Source organism: Labrys okinawensis (assembly GCF_047345005.1).
Classification (GTDB): domain Bacteria; phylum Pseudomonadota; class Alphaproteobacteria; order Rhizobiales; family Labraceae; genus Labrys; species Labrys okinawensis.
This window is the reverse complement of sequence record NZ_CP178864.1, coordinates 3,391,251-3,410,296: the sequence shown is the minus strand read 5'-3', so window position 1 is coordinate 3,410,296 and position 19,046 is coordinate 3,391,251. Positions and strand designations below refer to the sequence as shown.

Annotated in this window: 12 protein-coding genes; 6 read left to right on the top strand and 6 right to left on the bottom strand. The window is 63.6% G+C overall.

Going from position 1 to position 19,046, the window contains the following annotated elements; genetic code table 11:
- Positions 1 to 275 precede the first annotated feature (275 nt).
- From ACMDCR_RS15940 to ACMDCR_RS15925, 4 genes are read left to right on the top strand one after another with little or no spacing between them, the layout of a single operon-like run.
- Positions 276 to 1,418 carry an MlaE family ABC transporter permease gene (locus tag ACMDCR_RS15940; protein WP_413993444.1) on the top strand — a complete coding sequence of 381 codons (1,143 nt, stop codon included), beginning with the start codon at positions 276 to 278 and terminating at the stop codon, positions 1,416 to 1,418.
- Positions 1,419 to 1,432: 14 nt separating this feature from the next.
- Entirely contained in the window at positions 1,433 to 2,236 is an 804-nt protein-coding gene (locus ACMDCR_RS15935) for an ABC transporter ATP-binding protein (protein WP_413993443.1), read from the top strand.
- Positions 2,237 to 2,243: 7 nt separating this feature from the next.
- On the top strand, positions 2,244 to 3,821 hold the full coding sequence (locus tag ACMDCR_RS15930; RefSeq protein WP_413993442.1) for an MlaD family protein: 1,578 nt from the start codon (positions 2,244 to 2,246) through the stop codon (positions 3,819 to 3,821).
- A 44-nt stretch (positions 3,822 to 3,865) separates the two neighbouring features.
- On the top strand, positions 3,866 to 4,453 hold the full coding sequence (locus tag ACMDCR_RS15925) for an ABC-type transport auxiliary lipoprotein family protein (RefSeq protein WP_413993441.1): 588 nt from the start codon (positions 3,866 to 3,868) through the stop codon (positions 4,451 to 4,453).
- A 161-nt stretch (positions 4,454 to 4,614) separates the two neighbouring features.
- Here ACMDCR_RS15925 and ACMDCR_RS15920 read toward each other — a convergent pair whose 3' ends face one another.
- Complete coding sequence (locus tag ACMDCR_RS15920; RefSeq protein WP_413993440.1) at positions 4,615 to 5,808, bottom strand: hypothetical protein; 1,194 nt, start codon at positions 5,806 to 5,808, stop codon at positions 4,615 to 4,617.
- 126 nt (positions 5,809 to 5,934) lie between these two features.
- On the opposite strand from ACMDCR_RS15920, the gene ACMDCR_RS15915 reads away from it, so the two are divergent.
- Entirely contained in the window at positions 5,935 to 7,131 is a 1,197-nt protein-coding gene (locus ACMDCR_RS15915) for an MFS transporter (protein WP_413993439.1), read from the top strand.
- Here ACMDCR_RS15915 and dgcA read toward each other — a convergent pair.
- On the bottom strand, positions 7,101 to 8,084 hold the full coding sequence (gene dgcA / locus ACMDCR_RS15910; protein WP_413993438.1) for an N-acetyl-D-Glu racemase DgcA: 984 nt from the start codon (positions 8,082 to 8,084) through the stop codon (positions 7,101 to 7,103). The genes ACMDCR_RS15915 and dgcA overlap by 31 nt on opposite strands.
- Before the next feature lie 8 nt (positions 8,085 to 8,092).
- Positions 8,093 to 8,413, bottom strand: a complete 321-nt coding sequence (locus tag ACMDCR_RS15905) for a 2Fe-2S iron-sulfur cluster-binding protein (protein WP_413993437.1) — start codon at positions 8,411 to 8,413, stop codon at positions 8,093 to 8,095.
- 398 nt (positions 8,414 to 8,811) lie between these two features.
- Between ACMDCR_RS15905 and ACMDCR_RS15900 the strand changes: the two genes are divergently transcribed.
- Positions 8,812 to 15,933, top strand: coding sequence for a hypothetical protein (locus tag ACMDCR_RS15900; RefSeq protein ID WP_413993436.1), 7,122 nt, complete (start codon positions 8,812 to 8,814; stop codon positions 15,931 to 15,933).
- 173 nt (positions 15,934 to 16,106) lie between these two features.
- On the opposite strand, the gene ACMDCR_RS15895 is transcribed toward ACMDCR_RS15900, so the two are convergent.
- The 3 genes from ACMDCR_RS15895 to uppP form a co-directional block, all read right to left on the bottom strand.
- Positions 16,107 to 17,174, bottom strand: a complete 1,068-nt coding sequence (locus ACMDCR_RS15895; RefSeq protein WP_413993435.1) for a glycosyltransferase family 4 protein — start codon at positions 17,172 to 17,174, stop codon at positions 16,107 to 16,109.
- 7 nt (positions 17,175 to 17,181) lie between these two features.
- Positions 17,182 to 18,021, bottom strand: coding sequence for a UDP-2,3-diacylglucosamine diphosphatase (locus ACMDCR_RS15890; RefSeq protein WP_413993434.1), 840 nt, complete (start codon positions 18,019 to 18,021; stop codon positions 17,182 to 17,184).
- Between the two features lie 139 nt (positions 18,022 to 18,160).
- Positions 18,161 to 19,021, bottom strand: coding sequence for an undecaprenyl-diphosphatase UppP (gene uppP / locus ACMDCR_RS15885; RefSeq protein ID WP_413993433.1), 861 nt, complete (start codon positions 19,019 to 19,021; stop codon positions 18,161 to 18,163).
- Positions 19,022 to 19,046 lie beyond the last annotated feature (25 nt).

Here is a 19,046-nt window from a genome sequence, read left to right as displayed (position 1 = left end):
GCCGCCGCATGTTCGAAATCAGCATGGCGTTTTGCGATTTGACGGGATCGGCAAGAATCGCAAAGACGCGTCAAAATTAGGGGTTAGAGCAATGGGCGTTTGCGTGTAAACACGTTTTGCTCTGGTGCGCACGGCCTCCTTCCAGACAGAAGAGACATGCGCTATCATATTGTTTGTACATAATCTTTTGCAAAGCAGCATACGGCTTTTGCGGATCATGTTCATTTGACTAGTATGGCCAGCAATGATTCCCTCGCAAGAGCCAGTTTCGATCCGTGACGCGTGAACCGGAAATAGACGACAGCGACCTCGTGAAGGATGGGACAACCCGGCTCGCGCCCACCGGGGCCTGGGTTGCGCGCAACTCCCGGCATCTCGAAAAGCTCGCGAACATCATGATGAACGCGGCGCCGTCGAACTCCACGGTGGAGTTCGATCTCACCGGCATCTCGCAGCTCGACACGCTTGGCGGCGTGGTGATCGAGAATATCCGCGCCGCCTTCGGCGCCAAGAACTCAACCCTGCATATCGTCAACGCCAGCGAGGCGCAGTCCATCCTGCTGGCTGAGATCGCGGCCCAGAACATCACCGCCCCGCCCCCACCGCCCGAGACGCATCACCTCATCGAGCTTCTCGCCGATCTCGGGCTGGGCATGCGCAAGATGGCGCATGACGCCGTGAACATGAACGTCTTCCTGGGCGAGACCGTCAAGGCGATCGGCCGCCTTCTGACGGCCCGTAGCCGTTTCCGCTGGGCCGCCGTGATCAATCAGATCGAGCTGATCGGCCTGCGAGGCGTTCCGATCATCTGCCTGATCTCCTTCCTGGTCGGCGCCATTCTCGCCCAGCAGCTCATCCTGCAGCTCAGCAATTATGGCGCGCAGATCTACGTCACCTCGGCGCTTGCCGTATTGATGTTCCGCGAGGTCGGCCTGCTGCTCGCCGCCATCATGGTGGCGGGGCGCTCGGGCTCGGCCATCACTGCCGAACTCGGCTCGATGAAAATGCGCGAGGAGATCGATGCCATGCATGTCATGGGAATCGACTCCATGGAGGTGCTGGTGATCCCGCGCATCCTCGCGCTGATCATCGCCCTGCCCATGCTGACCTTCCTTGCCGCGATGGCAGGCATCTTCGGCGGTGCCCTCGTCTCCTGGGGCTATGGCGGCATCACGCCGACGACCTTCCTGCAGAATCTGCGCGATGCCATGACCATGCACACCTTTCTCGTAGGCCTAATCAAGGCGCCGGTGATGGCACTGATGATCGGCATCACCGCCTGCATAGAAGGGATGAAGGTCGAGGGGTCGGCCGAGTCGCTGGGCCGCCAGACCACGGCCTCGGTGGTGAAGTCGATGTTCATCGTCATCATCGTCGATGGCATCTTCGCCATGTTCTTTACGTCGATAAACTTCTAAGGGCTGTCGCCGGTATGCCTGATCCAGCCCCGCCTCCAGCGCCTGCCAAGGAAGTCATCCTGTCTGCCCGCGATGTGCGGGTGACCTTCGGCACGCGCTTCATCCTCGACGGGCTTAGCCTCGACGTCTATCGCGGCGAGATCCTCGGCGTGGTCGGTGCCTCCGGCACGGGCAAGTCGGTACTGATGCGCACCATCATCGGGCTGGCACCGCTTTATTCCGGCAAGATCGACGTGTTCGGCCAGGACTATCTTGCCTTGCCACCGCGCGAGCAACAGCGCGTGGCCAAGCGCTGGGGCGTGCTGTTCCAGCAGGGCGCCCTGTTCTCCTCGCTTACGGTGAAGCAGAACATCCAGGTCCCGATGCGCGAATATCTCAGGCTCTCGCCCAAGCTCCTGGACGAACTCGCCATGCTCAAGATCGCGCTGGTGGGGTTGAAGCCCGACGCGGCCGACAAGCGCCCTTCCGAACTTTCCGGCGGCATGATCAAGCGCGCCGCCCTTGCCCGGGCGCTGGCGCTCGACCCCGATCTAGTCTTCCTTGACGAGCCGACATCGGGCCTCGACCCTATCGGAGCTGGGGAATTCGACGATCTCATCGCCACACTCAGGCAGACTTTGGGATTGACCGTCTATATGGTGACCCATGATCTCGACAGCCTTCATGCGATCTGCGATCGCATCGTGGCCGTCGGCGAAGGTCATGTGCTGGCTCAAGGCCCCATGGAGACGATGCTCGCTTCTGAACACCCCTGGCTGCGCGCCTATTTCCATGGCCCTCGTGCCCGCGCCGCCCTGGCATCCTCCTCCAAGGGTTGATTGAGCAATGGAAACACGCGCGCACAATGCTCTGATCGGCCTGTTCACGCTGGCGGTGGTTGCCGCGGCCCTGGGCTTTGTCGTGTGGTTTGCACGCATTTCCGAGAGCCAGACGGTGAAGCGCTACGAGGTGGACTTTCCTGGCTCCGTCAGCGGCCTGTCGGTCGGTTCCAGCGTGACCTTCAACGGCATCCGTGTCGGCCAGGTCGAGACCCTGGACATCAACCCCAAGGACCCATCCGGCGTCGTGGCGATGATCAGCGTCAGGCAGACGACGCCGGTGCACACCGATACCTCGGCCCGTCTCGAATTCGCCAGCATCACCGCCAACGGCAACGTTCAGCTCATCGGCGGCAAGCTCGGCGCGCCCGATCTACTGCCGGAGCCCGGCCAGGAGGTCGCCATCATCAAGGCACAGCGCTCAGAGCTTCAAAACCTGTTCGACAGTGCCCGCGATACGGTCAACCAGGCTTCCAGCACGATGGAGCACATCAACACGCTGATCAGCCAGAACCAGGACAGCATCTCCCAGACCATCCAGAACATACAGACCTTCACCAAGGCGCTTGCCGACAATTCCGGCGATGTCGGACAGTTCCTGCACAATGCCGGCCAGGCGGCAACGAGCATCGCGCGCCTTGCTGACAACCTGAACGGCATGTCGGGTGATATTCAAAAGCTGATCCAGGCCGTCTCGCCGGATAAGATCGACCACATCGTCTCCAATGTTTCGGCAATATCCGACCAGTTCGCATCCTTCTCCAAGGCCTTCGATTCCGCCAAGGCGCAGGCGGCGATCGACAATATTTCGGGTTTCACCAAGACTTTGGCCGATATACGCGATCCGTTGCAGACCTTCGCGACCAACGCGTCCTCCCTCACGGCGCAACTGAACACCATGGCGCCGAAGCTCGATGCCGGGCTCGACAACATCAACAAGATTACGGCGGCGGTCGACAGTCAGAAGGTCGGGCAGGTCGTCGACAATGTGACCAATTTCACCGCGGCCCTCGGCCAGAACGCCGATGAACTGACAGGATTCATCAAGGACGCGCACAAGGTCTCGAGCGACCTTGCCGGCATGACTTCCAAGGTGGCCACGGCGCTGGACAGCTTCAACAAGGTCGCCGCCGCGATCGATCCGACCAAGGTCAACAACGTTGTCGGCAATTTCGATAAATTCGCCCAATCGCTCGGCGATTCCACCACGCAGGTTCGACAGATCGTGGCCGACGCCAGCGATCTCGCCCGCAAGCTCAACCATACCGCCGACCAGCTCGACGGCATCATGAACAACATCACCGCCATGACTTCGAGCCAAGGCGGCCAGGGCATGTTCAGCGAGATCACCGAGACGGCCAAATCCATCCGCCAGCTCGCCAACAATCTCGACGCCCGCACGGCAATTCTGTCGAAGAATCTCGACCAGTTCACTGGTTCGGGCCTGCGCGACTATCAGCAATTGGCAGTTGACGGCCAGAAAGCGCTGCAGAATATCCAGCGTACCCTCGACGGCCTGCAGCGCAATCCGCAACAGCTGATTTTCGGCCCGAAATCGAATATCCCTGATTACAAGGGCAAATGATTATGCAATTTGTCAGTATGCGTTTTGCTTATCCTTGCTTGTCCTTGCCTGTTCTGCCCGCGCTGGCCCTTTCGGGGGCCGTGCTGCTGGGCGGTTGCTCGACCCTGACCGGTTCCCCGCCGCCAGCTACCTATGACCTTACTGCCCCAACGCAGGTCACGGCGCGCGGGAATGCCCGTGCCCAGATCATGGTTGCCGAGCCAACCGCGCTGCAGGCGATCAATTCAGACCGTATCGTGGTGCGCCCGGGCAGCGGTGAGATCACCTACCTGCCGGGCGCCCAATGGGCCGACCGCGTGCCCGTTCTCGTTCAGGCCCGACTGATCCAGACCTTTGAAAACGCGCACCGCATCGGCATGGTTGGCCGGCCCGACGACAAGTTCACACCGGACGCCGTGCTCAGCACGGAGATCCGTGACTTCCAGATCGAGGCAGGCGGCAACCCTGTGGCCGTGGTGACGATCGCCGCGCGTGTCGTGAGCCAGCGCACCGGCCGCATCTCGGCGGCAAGCCTTTTCACAGCGCGTGTTCCGGCCTCCGGTACCGGTGGCCAACAGGCGACATCCGCACTCGACCAGGCGCTGAAGAAAGTGCTGGTCGACATCATGGCATGGACGACGAGCAAGGTTTGATAAGCGTCGACCGGAGCTTTATGAAAATCTCCTAACTCGCTGGATAGAGATCGTTTGGCGATGTTCGTCCGGCTTGAGCCGTATCCTCGCAAGGCTTGGCTATGAGCGGGAATGTCGAACCGGTCTGCGACAGGATCGCGGTCGAGGATCCCATCCCAGGTTCAACTGAACAATATGGCCTTCCTGGCGAAGGGCATCGCCTCAATCTCACCGATCGTCATGAGAGGCACGACGAGCGGATGGGTAGAGGCCGCAGATGCCTCCGCAACTTCGGCAACGGGCGCCGGTTCTCTCTCGACTGCCTCTTCGGGCTCGAGGCGCAGCGGAGCTGAGAAGACGGATTCGCTCTCGTCAACGGGCTCTTCGTCGATGAAGGTCACGAGGCCCGTTTGCAAAGGCTCGTCCGCCGCCGGCTTGACGGCTTCCGCAGGCTCGACGGCAGCGTGTTCGAATTCCTTGTTCCAGCGCTGCGTCGCCAGATGATTGGCCGGCAGGATCAGTTCATGACGCGACGGATCCTGGGTTAGCAGGGCCTCCGCCGCTGCCTCGTCGAGCTCGATGATCGGGAAGGGCTCGGCACTTGCCGTCTCGGCTTTCGTTTCCATGGGGGGAGGATCGGAAGAGAATCCGCCGGCCATGACCTGTTCGGCCTGCGGTACCGGAATTGCCTCGGCCAGGAAGGATTCAAGCTCAACGAAGACGTCTCGTTCCGGTGGCGCTCCCGCCCGCGAAGGCTCTACATGCGCCGACGAGGGAACGGATTCGGTTTTGGCGATATCCACCGTCCCGGGCTCGTACGAGCCAATCTCCCCGGCGTGAATCGGGACCGGCTCGACAGCAATCTCTGCCACGGCAGGCTCTTCATGAACGGGCTGGAGCCGTGGTTCCGGCTCCATCGAGGAACGTTCAGGTTCGACCATAAGGGCCTGGGCCTTATCGACCGCCAAAGGCTCCGCAATCACCGCGTCATGTGTTTCCTCACGGGTCTCGGCCGGCATGGCCTCAGCCGAAGCCGCCTCGCCATGCGCCGGATGCCACACCACCGTTTCGGCCTGTGCCTCGAAAGGCGCCGACAATCCCCGTGGTGCCGCCGGAACGATTTGAGCTGCTGCGATGGCCTGCGCGATATCGGCCATGCCCCGCGTCACCTCGTCCCGCGCGTCGAAGGTCCCGGCACTCTGCACCAGCCGTTCCAGCCTGCGGATGGCACTCAACACCGCATCGGTATCGGCATTGCGGTTGCGACGGGCATATTCGGCAAGGAACCAGCGCCCGCGCGCGGTCTCCATCACGGCTGCTTCGATAGCCCCGTAGTCTTCGTCGCTGAGCAGCGGTTCTGGCCGGGCAGGTTGCATCAATTGGTGCTCGTCAACATTCGAATGCGGGCGTATGAGATTCAACGAATCATCATTCGATCGATTCTTCCTCCATATAAGCCAAAGCCCCCGCCTGGAGCTAATCCTGCGCGGCGTTTTCCCCCGATGTCTCTGATTTCCTTCAAGGATTGGAGCGCTTCACGCAGGGCTGCCGTCGCGGCCAGTGTGACTTACGCCCTTTTGCTCACCGGTCCCGGTGTCTACACGCCGTTTTTTCCCCTCTGGCTGGCTGAGCGTGGCTTCGATGCACGCGACATGGGGCTGCTGCTCGCCATTCCCATGCTGATGCGGGTGGCCAGCGCTCCCTTCACCTGGATCGGCGACGGCGCGCTCGGTCCGCGCCGCACCTTTCTTTTCATGGCCTGCTGTGCGGCATTCGGCTATGCCGGCCTCGTCTTCGCGGACGGATTCGGCACGGTCGCCGTCAGCCTTGCGGTAGCCTTCCTGTTCTCCTCGGCTGCCACGCCTCTACTCGATGCGATCGTACTCTCCGGTGTAAGCCGGCACGGTCATAAATACGGCCAGATCCGGCAATGGGGTTCCCTGGCCTGGCTTGTCTCGGGACTGGCGGCGGGCCTGCTGCTCAAGCATCTGCCGATCACCACCGTGCCACCGATCCTGGCGATACTGGCTGCCCTCACCGTCTTCGCGGGCCTGGCGCTGCCGGATGATCGCGGCCGCGGCCATCGGATGGTCAGGCAGCAATCGCTCGAAGGAACGGCGCCCCCGCTCCTGCTCATGGCCGTCTTCGTGACGGGCGTTGCCTGCATCCAAGGCGCCCACGCCTTTCTCTACAGCTTCGGCACCATGATCTGGCAGAACCAGGGCTTTTCGAGCTTCCAGATAGCCGAGCTCTGGGCCATCGGTGTGGTGGTGGAGACCAGCGTCTTCCTATTCGGCAGCAATATCGCAGGTAGGCTTGGCCCCTACCGCCTGATCCTGTTCGGCGGCCTCGCCGGCGTGCTGCGCTGGACGCTGCTTGGCTTCGCTCCGTCGCACGGCCTGGCGGTCGCAGCCCTGCAGGCGATGCACGGCTTCACCTTCGCCTGCGTGCATCTGGCGACCATGGGCTGGATCGCCCGCTTCACCCGTAGTCCCTCGGCGCGCCAGGGCCTCGTTGCCTCGGCGATCGGCATGGGCCTCACCATTGGCACGGTGCTGGCCGGACAACTTTACCAGCTCTTTTTGGCCCATGGTTACTTCGCCATGGCCCTCATTGCCGCCATCGGCATCGGCCTCGTCATGCTCGCCAGCGTGATCGAGGCCCGAAATCAACCCCAGAGCCCGGCTTCGGGCGGATAAACCAGGCTACCTTCATAATGGAGGCCCGGTTCGCGGTCTCTCGACAACAGCAGCGGCCCATCGAGATCGATCACCTTCGCCTGGCCCCCCAACAGCAAGGCGGGTGCCATGGCAAGCGAGGTGCCGACCATGCAGCCGATCATCAGATCGAGACCCAGGGCCTGGGCGTCACGGGCGAGAGCCAGGGCTTCGGTGAGCCCTCCTGCCTTGTCGAGCTTGATGTTGATGGCGTCATACCGCCCGGCGAGTTGCGGGAGCGAAGCACGGTCGTGCAGGGATTCGTCGGCGCAGACCGGCACCGGCCGGTCAATATGGGCCAGGGCGCCGTCATCCGAGGAGGGCAGCGGCTGCTCGATGAGCACCACGCCCACATCGGCGCAAGCCTTGAGGTTGGCGGCGAGATTATCGGCGCGCCACCCTTCATTGGCGTCGATAATCAACTGGGAATTGGGGGCATTGCGCCGCACGGCGGCGATGCGGGCGGCATCGTCGGCCGTACCGAGCTTCACCTTCAGCAACGGCCGGTGCGCGGCTTTAGCTGCGGCTTCGCCCATCGCCTCAGGCTCGGCGAGTGAGATCGTATAAGCGGTGATCACCGGTTGAGGCGCCGGCAGGCCGGCAAGCTGCCAGGCTGGCCTGCCTTCACGCTTGGCTTCAAGATCCCAGAATGCGCAGTCGATGGCATTGCGGGCGGCACCTGCCGGCATGGCGCCCTGCAGCGCCTCCCGTCCGAGCCCGGCTTCCAGCAGGCCGCGCCGGGCCTCGATCGCAGCGATGACGCCCTCGACCGTTTCGCCATAGCGGGCATAGGGCACGCATTCGCCTCGCCCCGTCACACCGTCCCGCTCAATTTCGGCCACCACGACCACCGCCTCGGTCTTCGAGCCGCGCGCGATGGTGAAGACATTGGCAAGCGGCCAGCGCTCGACCGAAAGAGAGAAACGCACGCTCATGCGATCACTCAGGCCTGCTTCGGCGGCGTGTTGACGATAAGGCCGTCGAGATTGTCGCGTACGCGGATCTGGCAGGACAGGCGCGAATTGGGACGGACATCGAAAGCGAAGTCGAGCATGTCCTCTTCCATAGGCTCGGGTTCGCCCACGAGCGGCATGAAGGCCTCGTCGACATAGACATGGCAGGTGGCACAGGCGCAGGCGCCGCCGCATTCGGCCAGGATGCCTGGTATGCCGTTGCGGATCGCTGCCTCCATCACCGTCGATCCGGGCTCCGCCTCGACTTCCCTGCCGTGCCCGGTGTGATCTCGGAATATGATTTTTACCATCGTCCATCTCAACTTCTGACAGTCGTTCTATATAGAGCGCTTTGGGAACCTTCCAGCCCGTCGCCGCGGCGACGCCTGTCTCCCACTCTCGGGAATTGCGGGGCTCAATTGTGCAACATGGGCCCATTCCCAGGAAAAACCCCAAAACTGCCGCATTTCCATGCGGTTTCGACGTGGTAAAAAAGTCGTTAACGATGCTGCAGGAAAGCCGGTCCAAGCGGTTTCCATTCCCGACTGCGCAAGATAGGATTTTAAGCTGGTAGCAGTGTCCTCAATAGATTGGGGCCCTTGCATACTCCGTTTCATGAGAAGCGGCACGAGAAGGGCAGCGTTTCGGCGCCAAGCCCGTCCGTATTTTGCGTGTGGGCGGCAGTGATAAGAGTAGCGTGAGGCAGGCAATGTCGACGAATAAATCGAAGGTCCAGGATCCGGCGGATGCCGCCCTGTCTGCGATCGAGGAGGCGCTCAGCCTGAGCCAGGCGCCGTCCAACACGCCCGACAAAGAGCAGGCCCCGCTGCCGAAAGTAGAGGAAGGCTTCAATTTTGAAGTGGAGCCCGAACCTCAGGAAGTGCCTGCCCCGACCGCGGAGCGGATCGAGGACAGGCCCGCGGAGCGGCCCTTCGCCCGCGAGCCTCGCTCTCCCGCCAATGACGACCGCGCCAGCGTCGGCCAGCTTCTGCAGGCCCTGCAGCGCCGCCCCTCCCCCACGCCCTACTGGACTGCCCTTGCCGTCTCCATCGTCTGGCTTGCCGGCGGCGCCCTGCTCCTCAATCTGCTCGGCAACCTGCAGCTCTCCAACCTGTTCCAGGCCGCGACCTATCAGGCCAACCCCGGCCTGGCGCTCGGCCTTCTCGCCGTCGTCCTGCCCCCCCTCTTCTTCTTCGCGGTCGCAGCGCTGATCTGGCGCTCCCAGGAGATGCGCTTCGTAACCCGCTCGATGACGCAGGTCGCCCTGCGTCTCGCCGAACCCGAGGGTGCGGCGGCCGAAGCAGTCACCTCGGTCGGCCAGGCCATTCGCCGCGAAGTCGCAGCGATGGGCGACGGCATCGACCGGGCGTTGGCGCGCGCCAGCGAGCTCGAGATCATGGTGCACAATGAAGTCTCCATGCTCGAACGCTCCTATACCGAAAGCGAGCAGCGCATCCGCTCTCTGGTCGAGGATCTTTCCACCCAGCGCGAGGCGATTGTCGGCAATGCCGACCGCGTGCGTTCGGCCATCGTCGTCGCGCATGACGACCTGACGCTCGCTCTCGGATCGGTCGCCGGGCGGATTTCGTCGGAGGTCTCCGAGGCCGGCCTGCAAGTGATGCGCTCCTTCGGCGAGCGTGGCAGCCAACTCACCTCGGAACTCGCCAAGGTCGGCGACCACATGGTCGGCGCCATGTCCGATCGCGGCAATTCGCTGATCGAACGCATGACCGTCACCGCTGAAGCTGTGAATAACGCTCTCACGGGCTCCTCGGATATGGTGACCGATCATCTCACCAAGCGCGCGGCCGAGATCACTGATCACCTCACCTCGACTTCCAACCGGGTCAACGAGACCTTCGCCACCCGTGCCAACGAGATCAGCGACACGCTGTCCTCGCGCGCTCTGCTCCTCAACGAGACGCTCACCAACAACAGCCAGCGCATTGTCGACGACATTGTCGAGCGTGGCACGGCGGTGAACGAGACGCTGGTGCGGACCGGCGCCAGCCTCAGCAATGCTTTTGCAGAAAGCACCGACGTCGTTGCCACTTCGATCCGCGACACCGGCTCCAAGATGGTCGAGCAGATCGTCGGCAGTGTTGCAGACGTCAATTCGACGCTGCGCACGACGGGCGATGCTATCCTTGCCGATCTGCAGAACCGCGGCATGGATGTCGCCGGCCGCCTCGAAGGCACCGCAACCCATATCGCCGAGATCATCACCACGCGCGGCGGCGATCTCGCCGACCGTCTGTCGCTGACCGGCGAGCGCATTCACGAATCCATCGTCGTCGGTGGTGGCGATATCGACCGCCGTCTTGCCGCGACCGGCCAGACGATCGTCGGCAATATCGAAAAGCGCAGCGCAGAAGCCGAAGCCGTCGTCGCTGCCTCTGCCCAACGTCTGCAGGCGATCCTGGAAGAGGAAGGCAACCAGCTCTCCGGCCGCATCAGCACGGCCGCCCGCGACGCGTCCGGTCTGCTCGCAGTCAGCGGCGACACACTTACCCGTGTGATCGGCGAGCGCAGCGCTGCTGCCGTCTCCCAGATCAATTTCGGCGTGTCCCGTCTCGAAGACACTGTCAAGACCCAGACCGACACTTTCGGCAAGTCCCTCGCCGACCGCCTCGACGAGCACGAGACGCGCAGCCAGCAGATCGCCGACAACCTGCATGCTCGCCTCGACGAGCGCCTCTCCGGCCTGGAGACGCGCAGCCTCGCCCATGCACAGAACGTGCATGCCGCACTCGACGATACGCTGTCGGGCTTCGACACCCGCTTTGCCAACAGCGCCACCGCTCTCCATGGCGGCCTGGAAACGCGCATGTCGGAGTTCGAGCAGCGTTTCCAGTCGCTGTCCACCCTGGCCCACGCCGATCTCGACCGGCGCCTCAGCGATTTCGAGGGACGCTTCGGCGAGAACATCCAGAACAACCGCTCGGGCCTGGACGAAACGCTCCGGAGCTTCGAGCAGCGCTTCAACGGCAATGCCGAGCAGACCCATGCCGCCCTCAATCAGCGCCTGGGCGAGTTCGAGCTGCGTTTCGGCTCCAGTGCCGAGGATGCGCATGCCACGCTCGACCAGCGGCTCGGCGTCTTCGAACAGCGCTTCGGCTCCAGTGCCGACGGCATCCACGCCGCGCTCGACAAGCGCCTTGGCGATTTCGAGCAGCGCTTTGGTTTCAGCGCCGAAGAGGTGCACGCCACGCTCAACAAGCGCCTCGGCGAATTCGAGGACCGCTTCGGCTCGACGGCCGATCAGGCCCAGGAAGGTCTCGACCGGCGCATCAGCGAATTCGAACGTCGCTTCGGTTTCAGCGCCGAGGTGGCCCAGGCCGCCTTCGAACAGCGCCTCGGCGTGTTCGAGGATCGCTTCAGCACCAGCGCCTCCAATGCACAGGCGGCCCTCGACCAGCGCCTCGGCACCTTCGAGGATCGTTTCAACTCCAGCGCCTCCAATGCACAGGTCGCCATCGACGAGCGCCTTGGTGCCTTCGAGGATCGTTTCAATTCCAGCGCCTCCAATGCGCAGGTCGCCATCGACCAGCGCCTTGGCGCCTTCGAGGATCGTTTCAACTCCAGCGCCTCCAATGCGCAGGTTGCCATCGACGAGCGCCTTGGCGCCTTCGAGGATCGTTTCAATTCCAGCGCCTCCAATGCGCAGGTCGCCATCGACCAGCGCCTCGGCGCCTTCGAGGAACGCTTCGGTTCCAGCGCCGGTCATGCGCATAATGTGCTCGACCAGCGCCTGGGCGAGTTCGAAAAGCGCTTCGAGGTCAACGCTGAAAATGCCCATGCCCTGATCGACAGCCGCCTCGGCCAGTTCGAACAGGATTTTGTCGGCAACGCCAACAGCGCCCATGCGCTGCTGAACACGCGCATGAATGATTTCGAGCGCCGCTTCCAGCTCATGACCTCGACGGCGGCCACGAATTTCGAGAACCGGATCAACGACTTCCAGACCAGCTTCACCGACAACCTGCAGGCCAACCAGGCCGAACTGGCCTCGCGTCTCGGCGACTTCCAGGCCCGCTTCAACGGCGACGTGCAGAACACGCAGGCCGCCCTCGACGACAGCCTCGCCGCCTTCGAGATGCGCTTTGCCAGCAACACGGCCCTGGTGCGCTCCTCCCTCGACCAGCGCTTCGGCAATTTCGAGACGCATTTCATCAACAACTCGTCGACGCTGCAGGACGCGCTCGACCAGCGTCTGGCCACCATGCAGGCGCATGTCGCCGCCAATACCGATGTCGTCCAGGGCGCCATCGCCGACAAGCTCAGCGCCTTTGAGACGAAATTCCAGTCCAGCGCGACGACGGTGCACGCCACCATCGAGGACCAGCTCCGTGCCTTCGAGGAGAGCCTCAACAACCGCATCAATACGGTGACGCAGTCGCTCGAACGCCAGATCGCCGCGCTTGACGACATCGTCAGCAATCGTGGCCAGGCCCTCGCCTCCAAGATCGGCGACGATACTCGCGCGCTCAGCGACGACCTTTCCCAGAAGCTGCTCGGCTTCGAGAGCTCGATCCGCCTGCACGGCACCCGCCTCACTGACCACGTGCAGGATCACACCGCCAATGCGGCCGACCTGCTCGGCGGCAAGCTCGATGCCTTCGACGCCCGCTTCGGTTCGCACACCGCTTCCGTGGCCCAGACGCTGGACGAAAAGCTGGCCACGCTCGACGAACGGATCGCCAACCTGGACGAGCGCATCGCCAACAAGGCGGGCGATGTCGCCATGGTAATCGACGGCCGCTTCGCCCGCATCGACCAGGGCCTCGACAACCGCGCCCGCGCCCTCAACGAGACGCTGGCGACCCGCACCCTCGAACTCGCCAAGACCCTGGGCGATGGCGGCAAGGATGTGACCGCCGCCCTTGAAGGCAAGGTCCGCGAGGTCTCAGACCTGCTGGATGACCGTGCCGCCACCATCGGTAATGTGCTCGATAATCGCGCCGCTGCCCTCAGCGACCTGCTGAACGGCCGCGCCAGCGAGATCAGCGGCCTCATCGATGGCCGCACGGCAGCGATCGGCGATGCACTGGACAGCCGCGCCAGCAAGATCACCACCCTCCTGGACGGCCGCGCCGGCGAGCTCACAGGGCTCATCGACAGCCGCACCGCTGCGATCGGCGATGCACTGGACAGCCGCGCCAGCAAGATCACCAGCCTGCTGGACGACCGCGCGAGCGAACTCACGGGCCTCATCGACAGCCGCACCACGGCGATCGGCGATAGCCTTGATGGCCGCGCCAGCACGATCACCAGCCTGCTGGACGGTCGTGCCAGCGAGATCGCTCGCCTCATCGACAGCCGTTCTGCTGCGATCGCGGACACGCTGTCGCGCCGTGCCGAAGACATCGCTGCAGTGCTCGGCAGCAAGGGCTCCGATCTCACCGAGACCCTCAGCGCCCGCGCCGAAGACCTCACCTCGCATCTCGATAACCGCTCCGCTCTGATGAGCAACGATCTGTCCTCGCGCGCTTCGGAGATCGCAGCCCATTTCGACGGCAAGACCGCTGCCATCGTCGACACGCTAACCGGCAAGGTGGGCGAAATCGACCACGCCCTCGGTTCGCGTGCCGACGAGATCGCCCACGCCCTCGACAGCCGCATCACGCGCTTCGAGCAGGACGTCCTGGGCCGTCTCGCGGATCTGGCGGATGCCCTCGACTCGCGCGGCCTGCATATCGCCGACACGCTCAGCGAGAAGGTTCAGCATGTCTCGGTCGACCTGTTGCAGAACATCGCAGCGGCCGACGCCACCCTCAGCCGCCTGTCGGGCGATGTCGGTGCCAAGCTCGGCGAGCGCGCCGACGAGATCAACGCCCTGCTCGACACGCGCGCCAATGAGATGGCGGGCCTGCTCAACGAACGCGGCCAGCATCTGATCGACACGCTGAACCAGATTTCCGCCGACGTCGCAGCGCAGCTGCGGGACAAGACGAGCGCGATCAACGCCCTCATGGGCGCGCGCTCTACCGAGATCGCCAATGTTCTCGACGAGCGCGGCCAATATCTGGCCGATACCCTGGCGAGCCGCAGCACCAACCTGTCGGCCGAGCTCCGCGATATCGCCCAGACCGTGGCCGACGCTCTGGATGAACGGGCAAACCAGCTGGCCGATCTCATCGGCCAGAAGGGCGGCGACCTGGTCGAAGCTCTCGGCAACAAGCGCGCCGAACTCAGCGATGCCCTCGCCTTCTCGTCCAACGCACTCTCTTCGGCTATCGAGACCCGCTCGGGACAGGCGATCAACGATCTCGGCGCGCTGCATCTGCGGGTCCGTGACGAAATCTCGGCCCTGCTCGATCGCGTGTCAGGAACCAACAACACCTTGCACGAGACGCTCGACAGTTCGGCCAAGGCACTCGACTCCATCGAAGGTGGCCTGGCAGATCGCCTGCGCGACTTCCAGTCGACCATGCTCGGTCTCGCCGACCAGACCAGCGGCGCCACCGACCGTGTCGGGGACCAGGTCTCGACGCTGCGCGACCTTGCCGCCAACCTCATCAACGATGTCGGCACTATGGCCTCCCGCCTCGAAGACCAGAGCAATCATCTTACCAACGCCGCCGCAGTGCTGAACGAGACGCAGACGCGTGTCGACCACGCCCTGGACGAGCGCCGCTCCACGCTGGAAGCCCTGGTTGCCACGGTCGGCAACCGGATCGAGGCGATGGACGAGATGATGAAGTCCTTCGGCGCGGTGATCGAAGAAAAGCTCGCGAATGCGGAAAGCAAGGCGCGCCAGACCAGCGGCCTGCTCGCCGACAACGCCAACACCACGGCTCAGACGATCGCCGACCAGTTCGAGCTCATCCGCGCCACCACGGGCAAGGAACGCGAGCGTACTTCCAGCGCACTCAAATCGGCCTATGACCAGGCGGTCGAGGAGATCAACGGCCTGTTCGGCAATGCCACCGAGCGCTTCTCGGAAGTCGCAGAAGAGATGCGCGGCATGACGAAAACCGTGAAGCAGGAGCTCGAAGCCACCCGCTCCGAGCTCAAGCGCGGCCTGCTCGAGATCCCGAAGGAGACCTCGGATTCCACGGCGACCATGCGCCGCGTGGTGGCCGAGCAGATCCAGGCTCTCAACGACCTCGCGGATATCGTCAGCCGTTCTGGCCGCTCGCTCGACATCACCGAGCCGGATCGCCCGGTACCGGCCCCGTTGCGCCTGCGCGAGCGTGACCGCGAACGCGAAGTTGCGGCCGAGGCCCCTGCTTCGCGCCGACCGGAAATGCCGCGTGCCGCCCAGCTGCCGGCCGCTCCTGCAGTCCGTCCAGCGCCGGAACCCGCACCACCTGCTCCTGAACCCAAGCCTGCGGCTCCGGCGCGCAGCACGGCTGTCACTCCCACGGCTCCCGCTCCGGAGAATCGCGGTGGTGAACGGCGTGGCCGCGGCTGGCTCTCCGAGGTCCTGGCCCGCGCCTCCCGCGAGGAGACGGACCAGGCACCCCAAGCCGGCACCCCGGCCGTAAGCGCTTCTTCACTGGACACGCTGTCAGTCGACATCGCCAAGATGATCGAACATGATACGGTCGCCGAGGTGTGGGACCGCTATCGTCGAGGCGAGCGCAATGTCTTCTCGCGCCGCCTTTACACGCTGCAGGGGCAGCAGGCCTTCGAGGAAATCCGCCGCCGCTACCGCCGCGATCCGGAGTTCCAGGCGACCGTGGACCGTTATATCCAGGAGTTTGAGCAGCTCATCGCCGAAGTGGACCGCGAAGACCGGAGCGGCAACATGGCAAAGACCTATCTCACCGCCGACTCCGGCAAGGTCTACACCATCCTCGCCCACGCCGCCGGCAAGCTGGCATAAGGCGGCCGATAACGAACGAAGCGGGGCCCCGGCACGACCGGGGCCTTTTTTGTGGGATGAACATCGGGTTTACGCTGGCGCTGTTCTTCGGTTTCGCCTGCATCCGACTGCTGATGACGCGGCTGTAATTCTGGAAGGCAATCGCAGGCAAGGATGCCCGCGATCCCGGAGAATCAGGCCGGCAGCCTTGTGCGCTCGTTTTTCAGCATTACCGCCTTTTCGGGCGCGCTCTCCGGCACGCGCCCCGCCGCCCGCATGATGTTGCCAACGAACTGGCGTGCACAGGCGTCCCAGGAATAATTCAACGCCTCGGCCCGGCAATCGGCAGGATCGAGCGATAGGCAGGCCAGCGCCGCCCGGCGCAGATCATTGTCGAGCACGCCAGCCTTGGTGCCACCGATCACGTCGATCGGCCCCGTCACCGGGAAGGCTGCAACCGGCAGGCCGCTCGCCATGGCTTCGAGCAAAACGATGCCGAAGGTGTCGGTCAGGCTCGGGAAAACGAAGACATCGGCCGAGGCATAGGCCTGCGCGAGATCCTCGCCGCTCTTCACGCCGGCGAAATGCACGTTGGGATAGCGGGTCCGCAGCATCTCGAGCGCCGGGCCACCACCTACCACCACCTTGGAACCTGGCAGGTCGAGATCGAGAAAGGCCTCGATGTTCTTTTCAACCGCTACACGGCCGACATAGAGAAAGATCGGGCCAGGTAGGTCGAAGATGCGCTCGGTGCGCGGATGGAAAAGCTCGGCATTCACGCCGCGCGACCAGCGCATCAAGCGCTTGAAACCCCTGGCCGCCAGTTCCCGTTCCAAGGCCGGCGTAGAGACCATGATGCCGGAGCCGGCATTGTGGAAGCCCCGGATCCAGCGATAGCTCCAGTCGAGCGGCACCGGCGCGCGGGCGGCGATATATTCGGGAAAGCGCGTGTGATAGCTGGTGGTGAAGGGTCGCTTGGCCCTGAGGCAGGCGCGCCGTGTCAGGATGCCGACCGGACCCTCGGTGGCGATATGGACGAAGTCGGGTTTCACCGCCCTGATATGGCGCTCGATTGCGCCCGGCGGCGGCAGAGCCAGCCTGATCTCCGGATAGGAAGGCATCGGCACCGACCAGAATCTATCCGGCGCCAGGAAGCTGAATTCCACGCCGAGCTTCGTGGCAGCGGCTGCCGTCTGTTCGAGCGAACGCACGACCCCGTTGACTTGGGGCCGCCAGGCATCGGTCGCGATCAGAATTTTCACTGCGCCCTCACGCCGCCCGCTGCGGGATCAGGGCACCGCTCTTGCCGGCATCGCTCTCGTCGCTCTTCTTGGTCTCGGGCTTGCTCATCTCGCGCACCATGTCGCTCCAGCGCACGATCTCGAAGCGGCCGTCGAAATGCTCGATGATGGCGGTGCAGCTTTCCACCCAGTCGCCCGAATTGATGTAGGTGACGCCTTCGAGGTCGCGCAAAGTGGCGTGATGGATATGACCGCAGATCACGCCGTCGCAATTGAGGCGCTTGGCTTCCTTGGCCAATGTTTCCTCGAAATGTCCGATGAAGCTCACGGCGTTCTTCACCTTCAGCTTCGCCCAGGCCGAGAGTGACCAGTAGGACAGGCCGAGGCGGCGGCGAACCACGTTGAGCCAGGTGTTGACGCCGAGCGCAGTGACATAGGCCCAGTCGCCGAGGAAGGCCAGCCATTTGGCGTGCCGCACAACCACGTCGAAGGCGTCACCATGCATGACGAGGTAGCGCTTGCCGTCGGCGGCGACATGCACGGTCTGCTCGATCACCTCGATGCCGCCGAAATGGTGGCCGGGAAAGTCGCGCAGGAATTCGTCGTGGTTGCCGGGAATGTAGACCATGCGCGCGCCCTTGCGGGCTTTTCGCAACAGCTTCTGCACGACATCGTTATGGGTCTGCGGCCAATACCAGCCGCTCTTCAGCTGCCAGGCATCGACAATGTCGCCGACCAGATAGATCGTCTCCGCATCGTAGACGCGCAGGAAGTCGAGCAGCATGCCCGCCTGGCAACCGCGCGTTCCCAGATGAACGTCGGAAATAAAAAGCGCTCTGTAGCGCGTGCCTTCGCTGTCATTGTCCATGGCACCATCCTCGACTGTGGCCCAATGGCGTGTCGTCAGTCAGGTTTGCACAGGGCGTAAGCGAAACCGACGGCGCGTCTTTCGCCGTCACAAACACGATTCAGTTCATGGTTTTATGACAGTGCACGGGATTGGCCGCTTAGTGGAAGGATACCCACAGGACGACCGCCCCGAGCACGATGCGGTAGAGGATGAAAGGCCAGGTCGAGAAGCGCTCGAGGATCCGCATCAGGCTCCACAAAGCGGCAAAAGAGGAAATCGTGCCGACCACGAGCCCCACCAGCAGGATGAGCCAGCCCTGGCTGTCGAGATGGGCATGAATCAGGGTGGCGACTTCGTGCAGGCCGGCCAGGGCAATGGCGGGAATGCCCAGGACGAAGGAGAAACGCGCGGCTTCCTCACGCGTGAAGCTACGGAACAGCGCAGCGGTCAGCGTCGAACCGGAGCGCGAAACGCCGGGAATCAGTGCGCCGACCTGTGCCAAGCCCACGATCAGGGCATCGCGCAGCCGCATATCCTCGACCGTGCGCTCGTGCCGCGCTACCAGTTCCGCCACGGCGAGCAAGGCACCCATGACGAGGCAGGCGATGCCGATCACCGGCAAGCCGCGCAAGGGACTGTCGCAGCGGTTGAGGATCGGTGAGAGCAGGAGTCCGGCGATCACGATCGGGATGGTGCCGAGCACCACGCCCACCGCCAGGCGGAAATGATTGGAGGAGAAGTCCCTCGTGCGCACTGCCGTCAACGTGCCCCCGATCATGGCGCGCACATCGGCCCAGAAATAGCAGACCACTGCGCTGAGGGCGGCGAGCTGCATGGTGGCGGAGAAGGCCGAGCCCGGGTCCTGCCAGCCGAGAATCGCCGGCACCAGGCGCATGTGGGCAGTGGAAGAGATCGGCATCAATTCGGTGATGCCCTGGACCACACCCAGGATCGCCACCTTGGCGGCGCCCAGGGCGACAAATCCGGTATCCACTCCCTCGGTACATGCGCCACTCATCGGCATCCTGCTCCTGCTATCCGCG